The organism is Bacillus sp. SRB_331, from assembly GCF_003264175.1.
GTDB classification, from domain to species: domain Bacteria; phylum Bacillota; class Bacilli; order Bacillales; family Bacillaceae_G; genus Bacillus_A; species Bacillus_A mycoides.
Genome location: NZ_NADV01000011.1, coordinates 494,968 through 514,630 on the forward strand (window position 1 = coordinate 494,968; position 19,663 = coordinate 514,630).

19 protein-coding genes and 1 tRNA gene are annotated in these 19,663 nt (G+C 36.4%); 14 read left to right on the plus strand and 6 right to left on the minus strand.

Features of this window, described 5'->3' with window-relative positions; translation table 11 throughout:
- The first annotated feature begins 128 nt into the window (after window positions 1–128).
- Together B5P42_RS11180 and B5P42_RS11185 are read left to right on the plus strand one after the other, a co-directional pair.
- A complete protein-coding gene (locus tag B5P42_RS11180; protein WP_113734205.1) occupies window positions 129–836 on the plus strand; it encodes a tRNA (adenine(22)-N(1))-methyltransferase in 708 nt (235 codons plus the stop codon).
- Window positions 833–1,954, plus strand: coding sequence for a Nif3-like dinuclear metal center hexameric protein (locus B5P42_RS11185; RefSeq protein WP_113734206.1), 1,122 nt, complete (start codon window positions 833–835; stop codon window positions 1,952–1,954). The genes B5P42_RS11180 and B5P42_RS11185 overlap by 4 nt, the downstream gene beginning before the upstream one ends.
- Before the next feature lie 40 nt (window positions 1,955–1,994).
- Here the strand turns inward: B5P42_RS11185 and B5P42_RS11190 are convergent, their stop codons facing one another.
- Window positions 1,995–2,945 (minus strand): 4-hydroxy-3-methylbut-2-enyl diphosphate reductase, encoded by a 951-nt coding sequence (locus B5P42_RS11190; RefSeq protein WP_002015175.1) that lies wholly within the window; start codon window positions 2,943–2,945, stop codon window positions 1,995–1,997.
- A gap of 89 nt (window positions 2,946–3,034) precedes the next feature.
- Window positions 3,035–3,748: a VrrA/YqfQ family protein gene (gene vrrA, locus B5P42_RS11195; RefSeq protein WP_016120815.1), complete on the minus strand. Its 714-nt coding sequence runs from the start codon at window positions 3,746–3,748 to the stop codon at window positions 3,035–3,037.
- Window positions 3,749–3,927: 179 nt separating this feature from the next.
- On the opposite strand from vrrA, the gene B5P42_RS11200 reads away from it, so the two are divergent.
- The gene (locus B5P42_RS11200; protein WP_002015172.1) at window positions 3,928–5,238 is read left to right on the plus strand and encodes a DEAD/DEAH box helicase; all 1,311 of its coding nucleotides are present in this window, start codon (window positions 3,928–3,930) and stop codon (window positions 5,236–5,238) included.
- A 250-nt stretch (window positions 5,239–5,488) separates the two neighbouring features.
- Window positions 5,489–6,385 carry a deoxyribonuclease IV gene (locus B5P42_RS11205; protein WP_113734207.1) on the plus strand — a complete coding sequence of 299 codons (897 nt, stop codon included), beginning with the start codon at window positions 5,489–5,491 and terminating at the stop codon, window positions 6,383–6,385.
- A gap of 19 nt (window positions 6,386–6,404) precedes the next feature.
- On the opposite strand, the gene B5P42_RS11210 is transcribed toward B5P42_RS11205, so the two are convergent.
- On the minus strand, window positions 6,405–6,659 hold the full coding sequence (locus B5P42_RS11210) for a DUF2624 domain-containing protein (RefSeq protein WP_002088657.1): 255 nt from the start codon (window positions 6,657–6,659) through the stop codon (window positions 6,405–6,407).
- A gap of 151 nt (window positions 6,660–6,810) precedes the next feature.
- Here B5P42_RS11210 and B5P42_RS11215 point away from each other — a divergent pair, with 151 nt between their 5' ends.
- The 4 genes from B5P42_RS11215 to B5P42_RS11230 all read left to right on the plus strand — a co-directional run bounded on the left by B5P42_RS11215 (window position 6,811) and on the right by B5P42_RS11230 (window position 9,901).
- A complete protein-coding gene (locus B5P42_RS11215) occupies window positions 6,811–7,689 on the plus strand; it encodes a YitT family protein (protein ID WP_002015168.1) in 879 nt (292 codons plus the stop codon).
- A 181-nt stretch (window positions 7,690–7,870) separates the two neighbouring features.
- Window positions 7,871–8,641 (plus strand): metal ABC transporter ATP-binding protein, encoded by a 771-nt coding sequence (locus B5P42_RS11220; protein WP_002015167.1) that lies wholly within the window; start codon window positions 7,871–7,873, stop codon window positions 8,639–8,641.
- Window positions 8,641–9,474: a metal ABC transporter permease gene (locus tag B5P42_RS11225; RefSeq protein WP_002015165.1), complete on the plus strand. Its 834-nt coding sequence runs from the start codon at window positions 8,641–8,643 to the stop codon at window positions 9,472–9,474. Before B5P42_RS11220 ends, B5P42_RS11225 begins: the two co-directional genes overlap by 1 nt.
- A 13-nt stretch (window positions 9,475–9,487) precedes the next feature.
- Window positions 9,488–9,901 carry a Fur family transcriptional regulator gene (locus B5P42_RS11230; RefSeq protein WP_002015164.1) on the plus strand — a complete coding sequence of 138 codons (414 nt, stop codon included), beginning with the start codon at window positions 9,488–9,490 and terminating at the stop codon, window positions 9,899–9,901.
- An 84-nt stretch (window positions 9,902–9,985) separates the two neighbouring features.
- On the opposite strand, the gene ispG is transcribed toward B5P42_RS11230, so the two are convergent.
- The 3 genes from ispG to yqgB form a co-directional block, all read right to left on the minus strand.
- Window positions 9,986–11,089, minus strand: a complete 1,104-nt coding sequence (ispG, locus tag B5P42_RS11235) for a flavodoxin-dependent (E)-4-hydroxy-3-methylbut-2-enyl-diphosphate synthase (protein WP_161793976.1) — start codon at window positions 11,087–11,089, stop codon at window positions 9,986–9,988.
- 165 nt (window positions 11,090–11,254) lie between these two features.
- Complete coding sequence (locus B5P42_RS31980; RefSeq protein WP_002088653.1) at window positions 11,255–11,626, minus strand: hypothetical protein; 372 nt, start codon at window positions 11,624–11,626, stop codon at window positions 11,255–11,257.
- Window positions 11,627–11,691: 65 nt separating this feature from the next.
- A complete protein-coding gene (gene yqgB / locus B5P42_RS11245) occupies window positions 11,692–12,459 on the minus strand; it encodes a protein YqgB (protein ID WP_002034056.1) in 768 nt (255 codons plus the stop codon).
- 239 nt (window positions 12,460–12,698) lie between these two features.
- On the opposite strand from yqgB, the gene B5P42_RS11250 reads away from it, so the two are divergent.
- The 6 genes from B5P42_RS11250 to pstC all read left to right on the plus strand — a co-directional run bounded on the left by B5P42_RS11250 (window position 12,699) and on the right by pstC (window position 19,662).
- Window positions 12,699–12,772 (plus strand) — tRNA-Ile (locus B5P42_RS11250).
- A 224-nt stretch (window positions 12,773–12,996) separates the two neighbouring features.
- Window positions 12,997–13,608, plus strand: a complete 612-nt coding sequence (sodA, locus tag B5P42_RS11255) for a superoxide dismutase [Mn] (RefSeq protein WP_001052029.1) — start codon at window positions 12,997–12,999, stop codon at window positions 13,606–13,608.
- Window positions 13,609–13,730: 122 nt separating this feature from the next.
- Entirely contained in the window at window positions 13,731–15,008 is a 1,278-nt protein-coding gene (locus tag B5P42_RS11260; RefSeq protein ID WP_113734208.1) for an MFS transporter, read from the plus strand.
- A 109-nt stretch (window positions 15,009–15,117) separates the two neighbouring features.
- Entirely contained in the window at window positions 15,118–17,253 is a 2,136-nt protein-coding gene (locus tag B5P42_RS11265; RefSeq protein ID WP_113734209.1) for a peptidoglycan D,D-transpeptidase FtsI family protein, read from the plus strand.
- Window positions 17,254–17,766: 513 nt separating this feature from the next.
- Window positions 17,767–18,684 (plus strand): PstS family phosphate ABC transporter substrate-binding protein, encoded by a 918-nt coding sequence (locus B5P42_RS11270; RefSeq protein WP_002138359.1) that lies wholly within the window; start codon window positions 17,767–17,769, stop codon window positions 18,682–18,684.
- A 27-nt stretch (window positions 18,685–18,711) separates the two neighbouring features.
- Complete coding sequence (pstC, locus tag B5P42_RS11275) at window positions 18,712–19,662, plus strand: phosphate ABC transporter permease subunit PstC (protein WP_113734210.1); 951 nt, start codon at window positions 18,712–18,714, stop codon at window positions 19,660–19,662.
- Window position 19,663: the final 1 nt, after the last annotated feature.

The window sequence follows — 19,663 nt, forward strand, 5'->3', positions numbered from 1 at the left end:
TTGTTTTTCTATACTTTCTAAAATACGATTAGTAATAGAGAATTGAAGTGTTGTTATGGACTTGCAACAACTACTATAAATTCATTATCATGGAGACAGACTGAGAAGAGAAGGAGTAATGGAAATACATGAATGAAGTAAAGCTTTCGAAACGATTAGAAGAAGTTGTGAGGGAGATTCCGGTAGGCTCTACAGTAGCTGATATTGGATCGGATCATGCGTATTTACCGTGTTATACAATTATAAATAATATTGCTACAAAAGCAGTTGCAGGAGAGGTTGTAGATGGACCGTTTCGCTCTGCACAAGCAACTGTAGCTGAAAGTGGCTTACAAGATAAAGTAGACGTTCGTAAAGGGAATGGATTAGCTGTTATAGTGCCAGGAGAAGTAGATGTTATTACGATTGCTGGTATGGGTGGAGCGTTAATTCGTGACATTTTAGAAAGTGGTAAAGAAAAATTAGAAGGTGTAACACGTTTAATCTTACAGCCGAATATTGCAGCACACCATATTCGTGAATGGTTTATTGAAAATGGATGGGAGCTTATCGGTGAGAAAATTGTAATAGAAGACGGAAAGATTTACGAGATTTTAGTCGGAGAGCGAGGAGATACAGCGGTACCTTACTCTGAAAATAAACAAGCTGAACTGTTTATGGGTCCATTTTTAATAAAAGAAAAAAGTGAAGCTTTTATTGAAAAGTGGGAAGGGGAATTGAAAAACTTCCAAAATATTTTAAAACAGTTAGAACGTGCAGTAGAGTCTGAAGAGACAAAAGCGAAGCGTGCAGAAGTAGAAGCGAAAATGAAAATGATAGGAGAGGTTTTATCATGAGTAAAATTCCGAATGGTCATGAAATTATTTCTTTGTTTGAAGGTATGTATCCGAAGCATTTAGCGATGGAAGGGGATAAGATTGGCTTACAGATTGGAGCGCTTAATAAACCTGTCCAGCACGTATTAATCGCGTTAGATGTAACTGAGGAAGTTGTGGACGAGGCGATCCAATTAGGAGCGAATATCATTATAGCGCACCATCCTTTAATCTTTAATCCATTAAAAGCGATTCATACAGATAAGGCGTACGGAAGAATTATTGAAACGTGTATTAAAAATGATATTGCGGTTTATGCGGCGCATACAAATGTAGATATTGCTAAGGGTGGGGTAAATGATTTACTTGCCGATGCGTTAGGGTTACAAAATACAGAAGTATTAGCTCCTACATATGCAGAAGAAATGAAAAAAATTGTTGTATTTGTTCCAGTAACCCATGTAGAAGAAGTGCGCAAAGCTCTTGGAGATGCGGATGCAGGTCATATCGGTAATTATAGCCACTGTACGTTCGGTAGCGAAGGGGTAGGTACGTTTATCCCTCGAGAAGGGACAAATCCTTATATCGGGGAAACTGGGCAGTTAGAACGTGTGGAAGAGATACGTGTCGAAACGATTATTCCAGCTTCATTACAAAGAAAAGTTATTAAAGCGATGTTGGCAGCCCATCCATATGAAGAAGTGGCATATGATGTATATCCGCTTGATAATAAAGGTGAAACATTAGGTCTTGGTAAAATAGGGTATTTACAAGAAGAAATGACGCTTGAGCAGTTTGCTTTACATGTGAAACAATCATTACATGTAAAGGGTGCAAGAGTTGTTGGAAAGTTAGATGATAAGGTGCGTAAAGTAGCTGTACTTGGTGGTGACGGTAATAAATATATAAACCAAGCGAAATTTAAAGGAGCAGATGTATATGTAACAGGTGATATGTATTATCATGTTGCTCACGATGCGATGATGATTGGTTTAAATATAGTCGATCCAGGACATAACGTTGAAAAAGTAATGAAGCAAGGTGTACAAAAACAATTGCAAGAAAAAGTAGATGTGAAGAAATTCAATGTACACATTCACGCTTCGCAGTTACATACAGATCCATTCACATTTGTATAAGAAAAATAAAAACCGTTGCTCATGTAGGCAACGGTTTTTATTATTGTTCTTTTTTCACTTTTACACGAGGTAGTATCTTTTGAAGTGGTACTTTTCGAATTCTGTCCCATGTAGCTGGATTCATTGGGTCATATTGATCTAAGAAAGCAATAACTTCTTTTGTAATTGGCGTTGGAGTAGAAGCACCTGCTGTAACAGCTACGTTTTCTACACCTTGTAGCCATTCTAATTGGATTTCACTTACGTCTGCAACGCGGTATGCTGTCGTACCAGCGATTTCTTGTGATACTTGTGCTAAACGGTTTGAGTTGTTACTTTTCGGATCACCGACAACAATTGTTAAATCTGCAACATCAGCTTGTTTAGCGACAGCTTCTTGGCGAACTTGAGTTGCTAAACAAATTTCCTTGTGGAATTCTGCTGTTGGGAATTTTTTCTGAATGTCCTCCATTAAATGTTGAACATCCCATTGACTCATTGTTGTTTGATTCGTAACTAAAATTTTATCCGTTGGAATTTCTAGTGTTTTTAAATCATCAGCTTTTTCGATAAGATGAACGATATCAGGTGCGATACCAACTGCGCCTTCTGGTTCTGGATGATTTTTTTTGCCGATATAAATGACGTGGTATCCTTCAGCTTTCTTTGCTTCGATAAGGTCATGTGTTTTTGTAACATCTGGACAAGTTGCATCAATTGTCGTTAAACCTTTTTCTTTTGCACGTTGTTTAACTTCTGGAGAAACACCGTGTGCAGTGAAAATAACAGTACCAGAATCGATTTTATCTAAAATTTCTAATCGACTTGGACCGTCTAATGTAATGATGCCATCCTCTTCGAAAGCATCTGTGACATGCTTATTGTGAACAATCATACCTAAAATATAAATGGGTCTCGGTAATGATTTATCTAATGCGGCGTTACGTGCAATAACCATTGCGTCAACAACACCGTAGCAATAACCACGAGGGGAAATTTTAACAATCTTCATGTGAGTAATCCTCTCCTTCTAAACAAGGGATACTTTTGTGCATAGTCCATTACATTATAAAGGAGGAGTGGATAGAAAACAAAGGATTGTTACACATATAGTTTTGGCTTTGTTGCTGATTGTTGAACGGGTTCTTTCGGAACCTCTTTTTCTATTACCGGTTCAAGCACTATTTTTTTTCGTTTCCTTTTTGGAGGTGGAGGAGGTGGAGTTGCTACCTCAACCTGTTCTGTTGCATCTTCAGTTTGATTTTCTTCCGTACTTTTTCCAGAGGTGAGGATTTTAACAATGCTTGGTAGACTACGCATAATGGGACCGTACTGTTCGACAACAGGACCGACAGATTGCACGACTTGAGATACTTTTTCGATATTATTTATCATATTAGTTGGGTTCGAAATTAAATTTGAAAAAAAACTACCGATGCCGCTGCTAGATGCCGCTGCAGTTGTAGCTGACGCAGCACCACGTGTATCATTTGATTCATACATTTGAGGTGGTATCATCTGCTCTGGATATTGCTGCATGTATGGCTGGTATTGTTGTGTATATTGTTGTTGGTATGGCTGTTGCTGTTGATATTGGCGCGGCGGTTGTTGGTGCATCATCGGTGGCCCTTCCATTTGTCGATAAGGAGGGACCATTTGCATGAAAGGTTCGGTTGGATCGTGTTTTTTAAAGAGTTTAGCAAGGAAACCTTTCTTTTTTTGAGCCATCGGTGGTAGTTGTGGAATCGGATATGGTGTGTAAGATTGTTGTCCTCGATTCGGATACATTTGTCTTATAGGGGATTTCGGAAACATGTGGGAAATCCTCCTTTCTTCAGTTAGGTATATACACATACAATATGCAATGGAAGGAAAGAAGGTTAGTTTTTGAGATAAAAACCTAAACTAAAGATGGATTTTACTTGTAGATTTCGATATAATGTAGACTTGACTGATTTGTGCGCAGTAGAAATTTTAGAAAGAAGGTGTAACTTATGACACTACAAACTTTTACACAGTATGATTTTAAACCATTTTTAATAGATGCAGTTCGTGAACTACGCTTTACAGAGCCAACAGGAATTCAAAAGAAAATTTTCCCGGTCGTGAAAAAAGGTGTGAGTATAATTGGACAATCCCAAACTGGTTCTGGGAAAACACATGCATACTTACTTCCTACATTAAACAGAATTGATGCAAGTCGTGAAGAGGTACAACTTGTTATTACAGCGCCTACTCGTGAGTTAGCACAACAAATTTACGAAGAAATTGTGAAACTAACAAAGTTCTGTGCAGAAGATCAAATGATTACAGCACGCTGTTTAATTGGTGGAACTGATAAACAACGATCAATTGAAAAGTTGAAAAAACAACCTCATATTGTAGTTGGAACGCCAGGACGTATTAAAGATTTAGTAGAAGAAAAGGCGCTATTTGTTTATAAAGCGGATACTATTATTGTCGATGAAGCGGACTTAATGCTTGATATGGGATTCATTCAAGATGTAGATAAAATTGCGGCACGTATGCCTAAAAATCTGCAAATGTTAGTTTTCTCTGCAACAATTCCTCAAAAATTAAAACCATTTTTGAAGAAATATATGGAGAATCCAGAACATATTCATATTAATCCGAAGCAAGTTGCAGCAGGAAATATTGATCATTACCTTGTGCCTTCAAGACACCGTAATAAAACTGAATTAGTGAAAAATATGCTACTTCAATTTAAACCATATTTAGCAATTGTCTTTACAAACACAAAGAAGAAGGCTGACGAAGTAGCCGATGGATTAGCAGAACGTGGATTAAAAGTAGGGCGTATACACGGTGATTTATCACCACGTGATCGTAGAAAAATGATGAAACAAGTTCGTGATTTAGAGTTCCAATACATTGTCGCAACAGATTTGGCGGCACGCGGTATTGATATTGAAGGAATTAGCCATGTTATTAACTATGAACTTCCACCAGATTTAGATTTCTTCGTTCACCGTGTTGGAAGAACTGCACGTGCGGGTCATTCAGGTATTGCAGTGACGATTTATGATCCAGCAAATGAAGAAGCGTTAGATAGTTTGGAAAAACAACGTCATATCGAGTTTAAACATGTAGATTTACGCGGAGATGAATGGGCGGATTTAGGTGACCGTCGTCGTCGTAAGAGCCGTAAAAAACCAAGTGATGGACTAGATGTTATGGCAACAAAAGTTGTTAAGAAGCCGAAAAAAGTAAAACCAAACTATAAACGAAAACTTGCAACAGAACGTGACAAAGTGAAGAAAAAATATAGCAATAAAAAAAGATAAGGGATTTCCCTTATTTTTTTTTATCTCACTGCTTGAGAGAAAGTCGATTAATGTAGACTAATAATTAGTGAGGGGTAGAAAAAACGTTGACTAAAGTTTCGCTTTATTGGGTTAATTTAAGTATAGAGTTCAGATTGTTTGAATAGTCTGTTTAATTTATGTAGTGCCTTTTGTGTGAACAAACAATTCGCTACATATTTCTACAAATTATGCTATCATTATATCTATTGTATATTGAAGAGGTGATTGTATGTTAAAGATTGGATCTCATGTTTCTATGAGTGGTAAGAAAATGTTATTAGCAGCAAGTGAAGAGGCTGTTTCATACGGTGCAACGACGTTTATGATTTATACAGGTGCACCGCAAAATACACGAAGAAAACCAATTGAAGAATTGAACATAGAAGCAGGAAGAAAACATATGGAACTAAACGGTATTGAAGAAATTATCGTACATGCGCCATACATTATTAATCTTGGGAATACGACGAAGCCAGAAACATTCCAATTAGGTGTAGACTTCCTTCGCATGGAAATTGAAAGAACATCGGCATTAGGTGTAGCGAAACAAATCGTTCTTCACCCAGGTGCGCACGTTGGTGCAGGAGCGGATGCTGGTATTCAACAAATTATTAAAGGGCTTAATGAAGTATTAACGCCAGAGCAGACGGTTAACATTGCGTTAGAAACGATGGCAGGAAAGGGAACGGAATGCGGTCTTAGCTTTGAAGAAATTGCGAAAATTATTGATGGTGTGAAATATAATGAAAAACTATCTGTATGTTTTGATACGTGTCATACGCATGATGCAGGTTATGACCTTGTAAATGATTTTGACGGTGTGTTAAACGAATTTGATAAAATTGTTGGGATAAATCGTTTACAAGTACTTCATATTAACGATAGCAAAAATGTACGCGGAGCTGGAAAAGACCGTCATGAAAATATTGGTTTTGGTCATATTGGCTATAAGGCATTGCATCACATTGTGCATCACCCACAACTTACGCACGTACCAAAAATTCTTGAAACGCCGTATGTAGGTGAAGATAAAAAAGATAAGAAGCCACCATATAAATTAGAAATCGAAATGCTGAAAAATGGTACTTTTGATGAAGGAATTCTTGAAAAAATTAAAGAGCAATAAGGAGGGGATTTTCCCCTCCTTATTTTAATAGCTGCTGAAATAAAATATTTACTTGTTGGGCAGTGGCAGGAGTAGTTACTTTAGCGATTTGTTTTAACAAATCTAGTCGCTCGGTATTATCGTAAATGTTAATGTTTTTCCCTTTCATAAGTAAAACGATTTTATCAGCTTGTGCAGTTGTGATTGGAACTTCGTATTCTTTACTATATTTCAATAGTTCTTTTGTAGAAATATGATTTAATTTTTTGTTCACAATTTGTTTAATGAGGTTCATCGTGTTGTCCTCCTTCACACGTTCTTCTATCGAAATATATGTACGCATAGCTTGTACATATTCGTATCAAGGTGCATTTTTTCAATGGGGAAAAGAAGCTTATGTTATAATATAAGAACAAAACTATAGATAAAGAGTATAAGGAGGGCTTATGGAAAAAAAGCAACATCGAAAAGAAAGTGTTATTCATCTTGTATATCGTTTAGTTATGATTGTCTTTGGGGCAGCGTGTGCGGCGGTAGCGATTGAACTGTTTTTAATGCCAAATAAAATTATTGATGGTGGAATTATTGGTATTTCTCTTATATTAGATTATCTTACTCCTAATATTTGGTGGTTAAGCTTTTCTACTTTAGTTGTTATCCTCAACATTCCTTTTATGTACTCCGGGTATAAGCAAATTGGAAAAACATTCATGTTATCTTCAGCATTTGGAATTGTAGCTTTAGCATTTATTGAATCAACGTTGCATGCTATCCCGCCATTTACAACAGAGCCGATTTTAGCAACAGTTTTCGGCGGTCTTATTTTAGGGATTGGTGTAGGACTTGTTATTCGTCATGGTGGATCGTTAGACGGGACCGAGATTATGGGAATTCTATTAACGAAGAAATTACCGTTTTCTGTTGGTGAATTCGTAATGTTTGTGAACTTATTCATTTTTGCATGGGCAGCATTTGTTTTTGGTGTTGAACAAGCGATGTATTCTGTTATGACGTACTATATCGCATTCAAAACAATTGATACGGTAATTCAAGGATTAGACGAAACGAAAGCAGTTTTAATAGTATCGGATCAATATGAGGAAGTATCAAATGCGATTTTACACCGCCTTGGTCGTGGAACAACAAAACTTGTTGCTAAAGGTGGCTATACAGATAAAGAAAAAGAAGTTATTTATGCAGTTGTAACACGTCTGGAAGTGACGAAGTTAAAATCAATTGTGCATGAAATTGATGAAAACGCATTTGTTACGATTATGAATACACAAGAGACAAATGGTGGTAAGTTTAAATCAGCAATTCACTAAAAAGTTAATTGTAATATCTTTTGAAAGCAGAGAATTATTCTCTGCTTTTTGTTATAATAATAAGGTTTCTTGAAATAAAGAATATATTTTTAGGCAGATTGGTTTACAACTATAATAAGCTGTACTATAATTCAAATAGAGATAAATCGGAATCATTCTGAATTAAAATAGGTGAGATGCTATGAATAATATATTGGAAATAGAAGGATTAACGTTTCGGTATGAAGATCGCAACGTGTTAGAAGATATTAATTTGCAAGTTCCGAAGGGAGCTTTTTTAGGTTTAGTTGGACCGAATGGTTCAGGGAAATCGACTTTACTTAAATGCTTATTGGGTGTTTTAAAACCAAAGCAAGGAAGTATTAGATTGTTTGGCATTGATAGTAAGAAATTTAAAGAGTGGAATAAAGTTGGTTATGTATCCCAAAAGGCAAGTAGCTTTAACTCAGGTTTCCCGGCAACTGTTTTCGAGGTTGTTTCAATGGGGCTCGTTTCGAAAAAAGGGCTTTTTCGCTTTTTTACGAAAGACGATAATGCGAAAGTAGAAAAAGCGATTGCTGATGTAGGTATGAGCGAGTTTCGAGGTCGCAACATTGGAGAACTTTCTGGTGGACAACAACAGCGTGTATTTATTGCTCGTGCACTTGTAAGTGATCCGGAATTGCTTATTTTGGACGAGCCTACTGTTGGGATTGATGTGAAGAATGTGGCAAGTTTTTATGAGATACTAGAGGATTTAAACAAAAGATTGGGAATTACGTTAATTCTTGTTACGCACGATATGGGTGCTGTAACAGAGAAGGTGACGCATGTTGCATGTTTGAATCAGCATTTACATTTCCATGGGAATGTAGAGAAATTCCGAGAGTTAGAAGATGCAGAAATGTCGATTTTATATGGACATCATGTTCATCGCTTAGAACATGAACATGGGCATCACGGGAGGATATAATGATACAGGATTTTTTACAATATGATTTTTTACGTAATTCCTTATACGCTGGTATTTTAATAGGGCTTGTCGCACCACTTATCGGCGTGTTCGTTGTAATTCGCCGCATGTCGCTTATTGCGGATGCATTAAGTCATGTGACGTTATCAGGAATTGCAGCAAGTTTATTACTTGAAAAGACAATCTTTACCGGTGGGTTTTTAAACCCTTTATATATGGGGATGTTTTTTTCAATCGGTGGAGCATTGCTAATTGAAAAATTACGTACTGTATATAAACATTATCAAGAGTTAGCAATCCCGATTATACTTTCAGCAGGGATGGGGATTGGAGTTATCTTCATCTCACTTGCTAATGGATTCAATACGGATTTATTTAGTTATTTATTTGGTAGTGTAAGTGCTGTAACAAGTGCGGATTTAATTATTATTGGTATAGTAGCAATTGTTGTTATTGCGACGATTGTTTTATTATACAAAGAGTTGTTTTTACTATCATTTGATGAGGAATACGCTGTATCAACCGGTTTAAGTGCAAAGTGGATTCACTTTATCTTCATTATATTAGTTGCTCTTGTAATTGCGGTATCAATGCGTGTTGTAGGTGTTCTTCTCGTATCATCTTTAATGACGTTACCAGTTGCAGCAAGTATTCGTATTGCAAAAGGATTTAAACAAACAATTTTCTTTTCCATTTTATTTGGTGAAATTGCAGTAATTGGTGGAATGTTTGCTTCGTATCAACTTGATTTAGCTCCAGGTGGTACAATTGTTATGATAGCGGTTCTTATTTTAATTGGTGCAATTTTATGGAAAAAGAAAAAAACTGCATAAAGTAGGGATAGGTATGAATCTAACAGAAGCTTTACGCCTAATGAAGGAAAAGGGATACAAACATACAGGGAAAAGGGAAGAAATGCTGAGATTATTCGCAGCTCATAATCGTTATTTAACTGCGAAAGATGTTTTAGAGCATATGAAGGGTGATTATCCAGGACTTAGTTTTGATACGATTTATCGTAACTTAACGGTTTTTGCTGAAGTCGGTGTTTTAGAGCAAACGGAATTAAATGGTGAAAAGCATTTCCGTTTTACATGCTCCATTATGGAACATCATCATCATTTCATTTGTTTAGATTGTGGTGGTACAAAAGAGATTAATTCCTGCCCGATGGATTTTATGAATAAAGATTTTAAAGGTTATGAGGTAACGGGGCATAAGTTTGAAATATATGGTCGTTGCCCAAAATGTGCAAAATGAGAGGGCTCGTCAGTTATATAACTGACGAGTCTTTAATTTGAATGTAAAAAAAGGTTGCTCACAAAAATTGTGGCAACCTTCTTTTTATTGTTCTTGTTTTTCTTTTTCTTTTTCTCGTTCGGCAGCCATTTCAGCAGCGATTACATCAATTTCTTTTTTCAGTTCTTCTACCATTGTTTCTTCTGGTACTTTACGAACGACTTGCCCTTTACGGAATAATAAACCTTCTCCGCGTGCACCGGCAATACCGATGTCAGCTTCACGAGCTTCACCAGGACCGTTTACGGCACAGCCGAGTACTGCAACCTTAATTGGAACTTTAAGTGTGGAGATGTATTCTTCGACTTCATTAGCAATGCTAATTAGGTCGATTTCAATACGACCACAAGTTGGACAAGAAATAAGTGTTGCGGCATTAGATGCAAGACCGAATGATTTTAATAGTTCACGTGCAACTTTTACTTCTTCAACTGGATCAGCGCTTAAAGAGATACGAAGTGTATTTCCGATGCCTTTACTTAAAATTGCTCCAAGACCGGCGGCGCTTTTTACAGTCCCAGCAAACAATGTTCCTGATTCTGTAATACCTAAATGTAATGGATAATCAAAGGCGCGAGCAGCTTTTTCGTATGCTTCAATTGCTAAGTTAACATCAGAGGCTTTCATTGATACGATAATATCGTGGAAATCTAAGTCCTCTAAAATTTTAATATGGTGCAGTGCGCTCTCGACCATACCATCAGCAGTTGGATATCCATACTTTTCTAAAATATGACGTTCTAATGAGCCGGCATTTACACCGATACGGATTGGAATGCCACGCTCTTTCGCTGCATTTACAACAGCTTCTACTTTATGGCGACGTCCAATGTTACCTGGATTGATACGTACTTTATCAATGCCGCCTTCGATTGCTTTTAAAGCAAGGCGGTAATCAAAATGAATATCAGCAACAAGTGGAATGTTGATTTGTTTTTTAATATCAGCAATAGCATTTGCTGCGCGTTCGTCTGGAACAGCAACACGAACAACTTGACAGCCAGCTTCTTCTAAACGTTTAATTTCAGCAACTGTAGCCTCAACATCATGCGTTTTTGTTGTCGTCATACTTTGTATAATTAATTCATTGTTACCGCCAATTGTTAAATTACCGACTTTAACTGGACGTGTTTTTGTGCGTTGAGTCATTTCATTCACGAATTGATCGCTCTCCTTATAAAAGAAGTTTCTTATTTTAGTCCCTTACATCAATGATAGTATGTGTGAGAAAGGGCTATAGAAACCAAAGTACTCGGTTTCACTTTTACTATTGTATCAGCGCCTTTATGTAATTGACAAGGATTAAGTGATTGCTTATTGATATAAGGGGAATTTATAAGACTTTCCAACTTGGATTTTTGTAGCAGATGTATTTTTATTTAATTGCTTAAAATCATCAATTACTTTTTCAATAGAAGGAATTTTTTTCTTATTAATCGCTTCTGTAATAGAAAGAACTGTATCGCCAGTTTTTACTTCGATTGCTTTATAAGCTGTATCCGTTTCTTTTTCTTTTTCTGTTTCTTTCTCTTTATTTTGTTTTGTATCTGTATTTTCTTTTTTTATCGTTTGGGCAGCAGATGTTTTTTTGTATGAACTTAACATCGGTAAAGTACCGATTTTTATGTCGTAATAAAATATATAACCGAGGACAAGCACGAATAAGAGTACACCTAATCTCTTCATATCCTTCACTCCTTTGCTAGGAATATATGCTTGTCCAAAAAAAAAATGCCTATTTAGGCATTTTTTTATAGTTCTTGTTTTTCTTTCGGCTTTGGAACTTCTTTAATTGTTAAGTATAGAACGATTAAAACAACTGCAATGTAAATGAATGTTGCGCCAGGTACGTTTATTTTGAATAAATCCATAATCATAAAGAAGATTGTTGGAATTGTGTAGCTGTAAGCAGTTAATGTCCAAACTTGTTTATAAGATAATTTGCGTTGACCGCTCATCGCAGAACCGATGAAGGCAAGCAATGTAACTCCTACAAAGGTAATAAATAATTGGAACAAGTACAGTAAGAACCCAATAACGAATAATAAGATTGGATAAATACTGTCAAATAACGAAATGAAATCTTGTAAATCTTTTTTCTCAAGAGATGCGCCTAATAAGTCATTATAGGAGTATGTTTGTGTTTGACCATTCCCCATGGAGACTACTTTATCTTTTAAAACAAATAAACCTGTTTTATTTTGATATTTTTCTAAGTCTGTTGAATTTGGATCAAATACGAAAAGGGCATTTCCATCTTCTTTTTCGATAGGTTGATCAATATCAGCTGTTAGCTCGCCATTTTCAATTTTAAAATCAGGTAAATCTTTTTCGATTACTTTATTTACCATGTTAACACCATCTTGAATAACGCTACCGTACAAGAAAGTTCTTGGAATAGTAGTGATTAGGCAAAGAAGCATAATATACAAAATGGTTTTACCGATTTTTTGAAAACGGAAAAGCGCCATATCTTTAGGCGAATATACGCTTTTTGCTAGCTGTGTAAAAATGGACATAGATTCACTTCCTTTATGTATGTATAAAATCATTGTAACGTACGAATCTAGAGAAGCTCAAGATATATTATATTTACATATAGTAGAGAGGACTAAATTCCTTCTTATTAATTTACTTCTTTTAGTAGAGAAAAATACAATTGACACTTTTCTTTCGTATATGGTAAATTTATCTTACATTTTTCAAACGATATATCCGATTGGAATTTAGTTGTTTTTAATGGTACATACATAATCGTGGACCCTTAGCTCAGTTGGTTAGAGCAGACGGCTCATAACCGTCCGGTCGTAGGTTCGAGTCCTACAGGGTCCATATCCATTTCATATGTTTATTATGTCAGCAGGAAGCTTCCTTGTAGAAGGAAGCTTTTTTTTCGGAATATATGAGCATTTTAATTGAAAAGAAGTGGGAATTTTGCTACTTTAATGATAGCAAGACAAAGCGATTTATTTGTTTGCACCCTATGGCAATTAGGGTAGAATGAAGTTGTAGGTCACATATGTAGTGACAATACATAAACCGGGAGGAATATAACAATGGCAAAACACGAATTACCAAATTTACCTTATGCGTATGATGCTTTAGAACCTCACTTTGATAAAGAAACAATGAACATCCATCATACAAAACATCACAACACGTATATTACAAACTTAAACGCTGCTTTAGAAGGTCATGCAGAATTAGCTGACAAAAGCGTTGAAGAATTAGTTGCAAACTTAAACGAAGTACCTGAAGCAATCCGTACAGCAGTACGTAACAATGGTGGCGGACATGCTAACCATACATTCTTCTGGACAATCCTATCTCCAAACGGCGGGGGACAACCAGTAGGCGAACTTGCAACTGCGATTGAAGCGAAATTCGGTAGCTTCGATGCATTCAAAGCAGAATTCGCAAAAGCTGGCGCAACTCGCTTCGGTTCTGGTTGGGCTTGGTTAGTAGTAAACAATGGTGAGTTAGAAGTAACAAGCACTCCAAACCAAGATTCTCCTCTAACTGAAGGTAAAACTCCAGTTATCGGTTTAGATGTTTGGGAGCATGCTTACTACTTAAATTACCAAAACCGTCGTCCTGACTACATCGGTGCATTCTGGAACGTTGTAGATTGGAACGTTGCTGAAAAACTTTACCAAGAAGCAAAATAATTAAAGTTAATACAGCTAGAAAAAAGCTAGGGGGTTTTCTCCTAGCTTTTTTCTATGTTCTCCTTTTACATAATTGAGCTTGTTTTTGGAAGACTAGAACATGAAGTAAAGGAGAGTTGTGTATGAAGTGGAAACATGTAATCGGTGATGTTGAAGTGAATCGGGATTTAGTATTATTGCTCGTTATAGGAGGTTTATACACGCTCGCAATTTCTTTATCGAATACGTTTGTAAACATTTATTTATGGAAGCAAACACAAAATTATGTGAATCTGGGCTTGTATAATTTGGCCAGCGTTGTATTGCAGCCTCTAACATTTCTTGTGGGCGGGAAATTAGCGAAACGTATTGATCGCTCGATTTTATTGAGAATCGGTGTAGGCACGTTAGCTGTTTTTTTTATCGTCGTTTTAGTAGCGGGAAAAAGTGCATCTCACTATATTTTATTAATGGGAGCCCTTTTAGGAGTTGGTTATGGTTTTTATTGGCTCGCTTTTAACTTGTTAACATTTGAGATTACAGAACCAGAAACAAGAGATTTTTTTAACGGTTTTCTAGGACTTCTTACATCGTTCTCTGGAATGATTGGACCGATAGCAGCAGGATATACAATTTCACGTATGGAAAAATGGAGTGGTTATACTGTCGTTTTCTTCCTCTCGTTAATGCTATTTGCGGTTGCAGTCGTTCTAAGCTTTTTTTTATCGAAGAGGGAATGTGAAGGACGCTATGAAATTGTGCAAGTATTGAAAGAGCGGCAAGTTGATGAAAACTGGGGAAGAATTACGCGCGCTCATTTCTTCCAAGGTTTGAGAGAGGGAACGTTTATTTTCGTTATTTCGGTATATGTCTATTTAGCATCTGGTAGCGAGTTAGCACTAGGGAAATATAGTTTAGTGAATTCTGCAGTATCATTTGTATGCTATTATTTAGTTGCTCGTATGTTAAAGAAAGAATGGCGAAAAAAAGCAATTTTACTTGGCGGTATTATTTTATACGCGGTTGTATTTTTAGTTATTTTTAATGTTACATATACGAAATTACTTATTTATGCAGCATGTATTGCGGTTGCATATCCTATTTTACTCGTTCCGTACGGCTCCATGACATACGATGTAATTGGTAGAGCAAAACAGGCGAGAGAATGGCGTGTAGAATATATAGTGGTCAGGGAATTATGGTTAAATGCTGGAAGAATTTGTTCCATTTTAAGTTTTTTATGTGCTGTCATATTTTTTCCGCCTGAAAAAAGTTTACCTTTCTTACTATGTATTTTAGGAGCTGGACATTTCCTTATTTATTTTGCAGTTAAAAATGTCAAATATGATGAGGGGAATGTGAACAAAACCAGTGTTGTAGCGCAAGGGAGCGCACAGAATCAAACTGAACCAGAAGGTTAACTTATCGTTTGTTTTATGCTAGAATAGAAAAAGATGTAAGACAGCAGTGAGGGCACCTGTATGAAGGTGTCCCTTTCACATTACATAGCTGTTGGTAGAGGGGGTTTGTATGAGCAAGAAGCAGAAAAAGAACCAGACAAAGAAAAAAACCCACGTTCCCTTTCGGTTAAACGTGTTGTTTTTTTGCGTGTTTTTAATGTTCTCCGCGGTTATTGTAAGGCTTGGATACGTACAAATTGTTCGTGGCGAGGAATATAAAAATGAAGTTGAGAAAAAAGAAAATTCAACGATAAGCAATCCTGTACCACGCGGGAAAATATTTGATCGTAATGGAGAAGCGGTCGTAGATAATGAGCCTATTCGTACAATTACATTTACAAAAATGAAGGGATCAACTGCAGCAGATCGCTTAGAAACGGCGAAAAAGTTAGCAGATTTAATTGAAGTCCCAACAGATAAGTTAACAGATCGCGATAAGAAAGATTATTGGCTTGCTTTACATAAAGAAGAAGCAGAAGCAAAAATCACAAAAAAAGATCGTGAAGATTTTAAAGCGAATAAAATTGAAGATAAAGAACTAGATGAACGTCAACGAAATCGTGTAACAGAAGAAGAGATTAATCAATTGTCAGCAAAAGATTTAGAAATATTGGCGATCAAAAGCAAGATGGAAAGCGGATATGCAATGACGCCGCAAATCGTTAAAAAAGGTGCAACAGAAGAAGAATACGCGATTATTAGTGAAAATTTAGCGAAATTACCAGGCGTAGATACAAATGTTGACTGGGAGCGAAAATATAAGTATGACGATATGTTCCGAAGTGTACTTGGTGGTGTAACTTCTTCTGATGAAGGGTTACCGAGAGAAAGGCTAGATTACTATCTTGTTCGTGATTATAATCGTAATGATCGCGTAGGAAAAAGTTACCTTGAGCAACAATATGAAGATAGCCTACACGGTACAAAAGCTGAAGTAAGAAATGTTACAGATAAAGAGGGTAATATTTTAGAAACTATTAATGTGTCACAAGGACAACGAGGTAACGATCTAAATTTAACGATCGATATGAAATTACAGAAGCGCGTAGAAGAGATTCTTGAGAAAAACTTAATGAGATTTAAAGGGAGCGAACCTCTTTTAGACCGTGCATTCGTTGTAATGATGAACCCGAAAAATGGTGAAGTTTTATCTATGGCGGGGAAACAATTAGTGGATAAAGACGGCGAAACGAAAGTAGAAGATTTTGCATTAGGAACGATGACGAGTTCTTATCCGATGGGTTCAACTGTAAAAGGTGCGACAGTACTTACGGGATATCAAACTGGCGCGATTCAACCTGGATCTGTACAGTTAGATGAACCAATTAAATTAAAAGGTACACAAACAAAATCATCATGGAAAACGATGGGATACATTAATGACCTGACAGCGTTAAAAATGTCTTCAAACGTTTATATGTTTAAAACAGCGATGAATATTGCTGGGGTTCCATATGTGCGAGGCGGTACGTTAGATATACCACAAAAATCATATGATACTATGCGTTACTATTTCGGTCAATTTGGACTTGGTGTAAAAACTGGCATTGATTTACCGAATGAAACGGCTGGACAAAGAGGTAGAACAGATCAGATACCAGGTTTCTTATTAGATTTATCAATTGGACAGTATGATACGTATACACCACTTCAATTAGCACAATATATTTCGACGATTGCGAATGGTGGATATCGTATGCAACCGCAAGTTGTAAAGGAAATCCGCGAGCCAGCTACGAAGCCAGAGGAAGTTGGAAAAGTTGTTCAATCAATGGAACCGAAAGTATTAAATCGCATTGATATGCCTGAATCGCAAATTAAACGTGTTCAAGAAGGATTTAGACAAGTGTATAATGATTCAGGTGGTACAGCTACAAAATACTTTGCAGGCGCACCATATAAAGCAGCTGGGAAAACAGGTACAGCTCAAACTGTATATGGCGGAGATAAAGAGATTGGTAGAAATGCAAAAGGTGAGCGTCGTGAAACATATAATTTAACATTAGTAGGTTATGCGCCACTTGAAGATCCAGAAGTAGCATTTTCTGTTGTTGTACCATGGGTACATGATGATAAAACAGGAATTAACGGATATATTGGTCGTGAAATTATGGATGCTTATTTTGAGTTGAAACAACAAGCAATAACTGGTGAAGCTCCAAAAGATGAAAAAGAGAAAAAAAATAAAAATCAAGATGATGAATAAAAAAGTTGTAAAAAAAGTACACTATCTGAAAAGATAGTGTACTTTTTTTTATGCTTTATGCATATGGTCTAGTAAATGTGGACAAGCGTAAAATATTGAAAAAACATGTAGTTTCAAAAACGATGAACACAACAAGATTAGTGCATACGCTCTAAGTTTGTCTTGTGTGATAGGAGATAGCAGTTTTATCCCGCTATTTGAGGGCGGTAAAACTCCCACCTCAAAATTCAGCTGGAGCAAAGAAGAGCTCTGCTGCCTGTAAACGCCCGATTGGTGAGGGTTAATAATCAGTCGAGGATGAACAAAACCCCCACTGATTAAAGTTTCACTTTATGGATGATTAGAAAATTTCCTGCATCTAAAGTAAAAAAGTGAAAATAAAGTTTGTGTATACAGTTGTTTTTGTGGAACTTTACAAAACTTTTACAAACAATTAAAACCGAATTAATAGTTTAGCAGTATTCTTATATCTGTAATCCTGTTATTTCCGGTTACTTCTAGGAGGAAGAACACGTGAAATGGATGAGCGCATCGATTAAAGTTTTGACATTATCGACATGTTTCCTTTGTTTTAATATGTCTACTGCATTCGCTACAAATGAAATGGGAGAAGTGAGAGTTGATGGATCCTCAACGGTTTTTCCTATTATAGAGGCAGTAGCAGAGGAATATACAAAGGCCCATCCAAACGTGAAAATTTCTATTAGTATTTCTGGGACAGGAGGAGGATTTAATCGTTTCAGTAAAGGAGAAGTAGATATAAACAATGCTTCGAGATTGATGAAACCGGTAGAAGAAAATGCAATGCAGAAAAAATCCATTCAATTTACACCATTTGAGGTTGCTTATGACGGTCTAACGATTGTTGTGAATCGTCAAAATACGTGGGTAAACAATATGACGATAGACGAGTTACGTCTATTATGGAGTGAAAATGGAAGATTGAAACGATGGTCACAAATTCATTCATCATGGCCTCGTGAACAAGTTAAATTTTATGCGCCAGGCGTAGACTCTGGTACTTATGATTATTTCCAAAATGTTGTCTTACAAAATAATCGCCTTGTAAAAACGGTTTCTTTGTCTGAAGACGATCAAGTTATTATGCAAGGGGTAATGAATGATAAAAATGCCATTGCTTTTGTAGGATATGCTTATTATATGGCCAATCGAGATAAGGTAAAAGCAATACAGGTGGATGGTGTATTTCCAACGAAAGAGACCATTCAGTCGGGTACGTATAAGCCATTATCTAGGCCGCTATTTACGTATGTGAATCATGCATCTATCAGAAATAAAATTAATGTAGCAAATTATGTTGAGTTTATGATTAAGCATGTTGGAAGCCTTGCTGAAGAGGTCGGATATGTAAAATTACCAAAAGAAAAATATAATGAACAGCTGCGAATGTTAACAGAAATAAAAAGGTAATGTCAGGGTGGAAAGGGGTTTTCATCTTTGGCTCATAATGACAAAAGTCAAATTACATTTTCTGTACAACATTTGATTGAGAGAAATACAAATAGAAGAAAAAAAACGCAGCGAATCAATCGAATTGTTCCGTTAATACTAAAAGCCATTGCTAGCGTGTCCATTGTAACGACACTTGGAATTATTATTACGCTGGCAAATGAAACAATCATGTTTTTTCAAAAGATATCATTGTATTCTTTTTTGACAGAGAAGGAATGGTTACCTTTTTTTGAAGATCCAAAATTCGGTATATTACCACTTATATGTGGAACAATCCTTGTAACAGCAATTGCCATGTTCGTAGCAATTCCTATTGGTTTAGGTTGTGCCGTGTTTTTAAGCGAATACGCTTTGAATGGCGCTCGGAAAATATTAAAACCGTTGTTAGAGCTACTAGCAGGCATCCCGACAATTGTATATGGTTTTTTCGCGTTAACAGTTGTCACACCACTTTTACAACGCGTTATACCAGATTTGCAGTTTTTTAATGCTATTAGTCCGGGTATTGTTATAGGGTTCATGATGATCCCGACGATTGCGTCTCTCTCTGAAGATGCGATGAGGGCTGTAGAAAAAGGAATTAAAGAAGCCTCATTAGCGCTAGGAGCGACTCGTTTTGAGATGGTAAAACAAGTGGTGTTTCCATCGGCTTTTACGGGCATAATGGCAGCGATTATATTAGCAGCTTCCAGGGCAATTGGTGAAACGATGATTGTTGTTATTGCAGCTGGATCAACACCTAATGTATCGATAGATCCGACTCATTCTATTCAAACATTAACAGCCTATATTGTACAAGTGAGTTTAGGTGATGCTCCGCACGGAACGATTACTTATTACAGCATGTATGCTGTAGGTGCAACGTTATTTATGTTTACTTTTATTATGAATATCATTTCGCAATATATTATGCGCCGTTTTAGGAGGGTGACATAAT

What these genes read in the sequence shown, in the direction of transcription:
- B5P42_RS11180 (WP_113734205.1), top strand. Translation starts at nt 129, where the DNA reads ATGAATGAAGTAAAGCTTTCGAAACGATTAGAAGAAGTTGTGAGGGAG.
- B5P42_RS11185 (WP_113734206.1), top strand. Translation starts at nt 833, where the DNA reads ATGAGTAAAATTCCGAATGGTCATGAAATTATTTCTTTGTTTGAAGGT.
- B5P42_RS11190 (WP_002015175.1), bottom strand. Translation starts at nt 2,945, where the DNA reads ATGAAGATTGTTAAAATTTCCCCTCGTGGTTATTGCTACGGTGTTGTT.
- vrrA (WP_016120815.1), bottom strand. Translation starts at nt 3,748, where the DNA reads ATGTTTCCGAAATCCCCTATAAGACAAATGTATCCGAATCGAGGACAA.
- B5P42_RS11200 (WP_002015172.1), top strand. Translation starts at nt 3,928, where the DNA reads ATGACACTACAAACTTTTACACAGTATGATTTTAAACCATTTTTAATA.
- B5P42_RS11205 (WP_113734207.1), top strand. Translation starts at nt 5,489, where the DNA reads ATGTTAAAGATTGGATCTCATGTTTCTATGAGTGGTAAGAAAATGTTA.
- B5P42_RS11210 (WP_002088657.1), bottom strand. Translation starts at nt 6,659, where the DNA reads ATGAACCTCATTAAACAAATTGTGAACAAAAAATTAAATCATATTTCT.
- B5P42_RS11215 (WP_002015168.1), top strand. Translation starts at nt 6,811, where the DNA reads ATGGAAAAAAAGCAACATCGAAAAGAAAGTGTTATTCATCTTGTATAT.
- B5P42_RS11220 (WP_002015167.1), top strand. Translation starts at nt 7,871, where the DNA reads ATGAATAATATATTGGAAATAGAAGGATTAACGTTTCGGTATGAAGAT.
- B5P42_RS11225 (WP_002015165.1), top strand. Translation starts at nt 8,641, where the DNA reads ATGATACAGGATTTTTTACAATATGATTTTTTACGTAATTCCTTATAC.
- B5P42_RS11230 (WP_002015164.1), top strand. Translation starts at nt 9,488, where the DNA reads ATGAATCTAACAGAAGCTTTACGCCTAATGAAGGAAAAGGGATACAAA.
- ispG (WP_161793976.1), bottom strand. Translation starts at nt 11,089, where the DNA reads ATGACTCAACGCACAAAAACACGTCCAGTTAAAGTCGGTAATTTAACA.
- B5P42_RS31980 (WP_002088653.1), bottom strand. Translation starts at nt 11,626, where the DNA reads ATGAAGAGATTAGGTGTACTCTTATTCGTGCTTGTCCTCGGTTATATA.
- yqgB (WP_002034056.1), bottom strand. Translation starts at nt 12,459, where the DNA reads ATGTCCATTTTTACACAGCTAGCAAAAAGCGTATATTCGCCTAAAGAT.
- sodA (WP_001052029.1), top strand. Translation starts at nt 12,997, where the DNA reads ATGGCAAAACACGAATTACCAAATTTACCTTATGCGTATGATGCTTTA.
- B5P42_RS11260 (WP_113734208.1), top strand. Translation starts at nt 13,731, where the DNA reads ATGAAGTGGAAACATGTAATCGGTGATGTTGAAGTGAATCGGGATTTA.
- B5P42_RS11265 (WP_113734209.1), top strand. Translation starts at nt 15,118, where the DNA reads ATGAGCAAGAAGCAGAAAAAGAACCAGACAAAGAAAAAAACCCACGTT.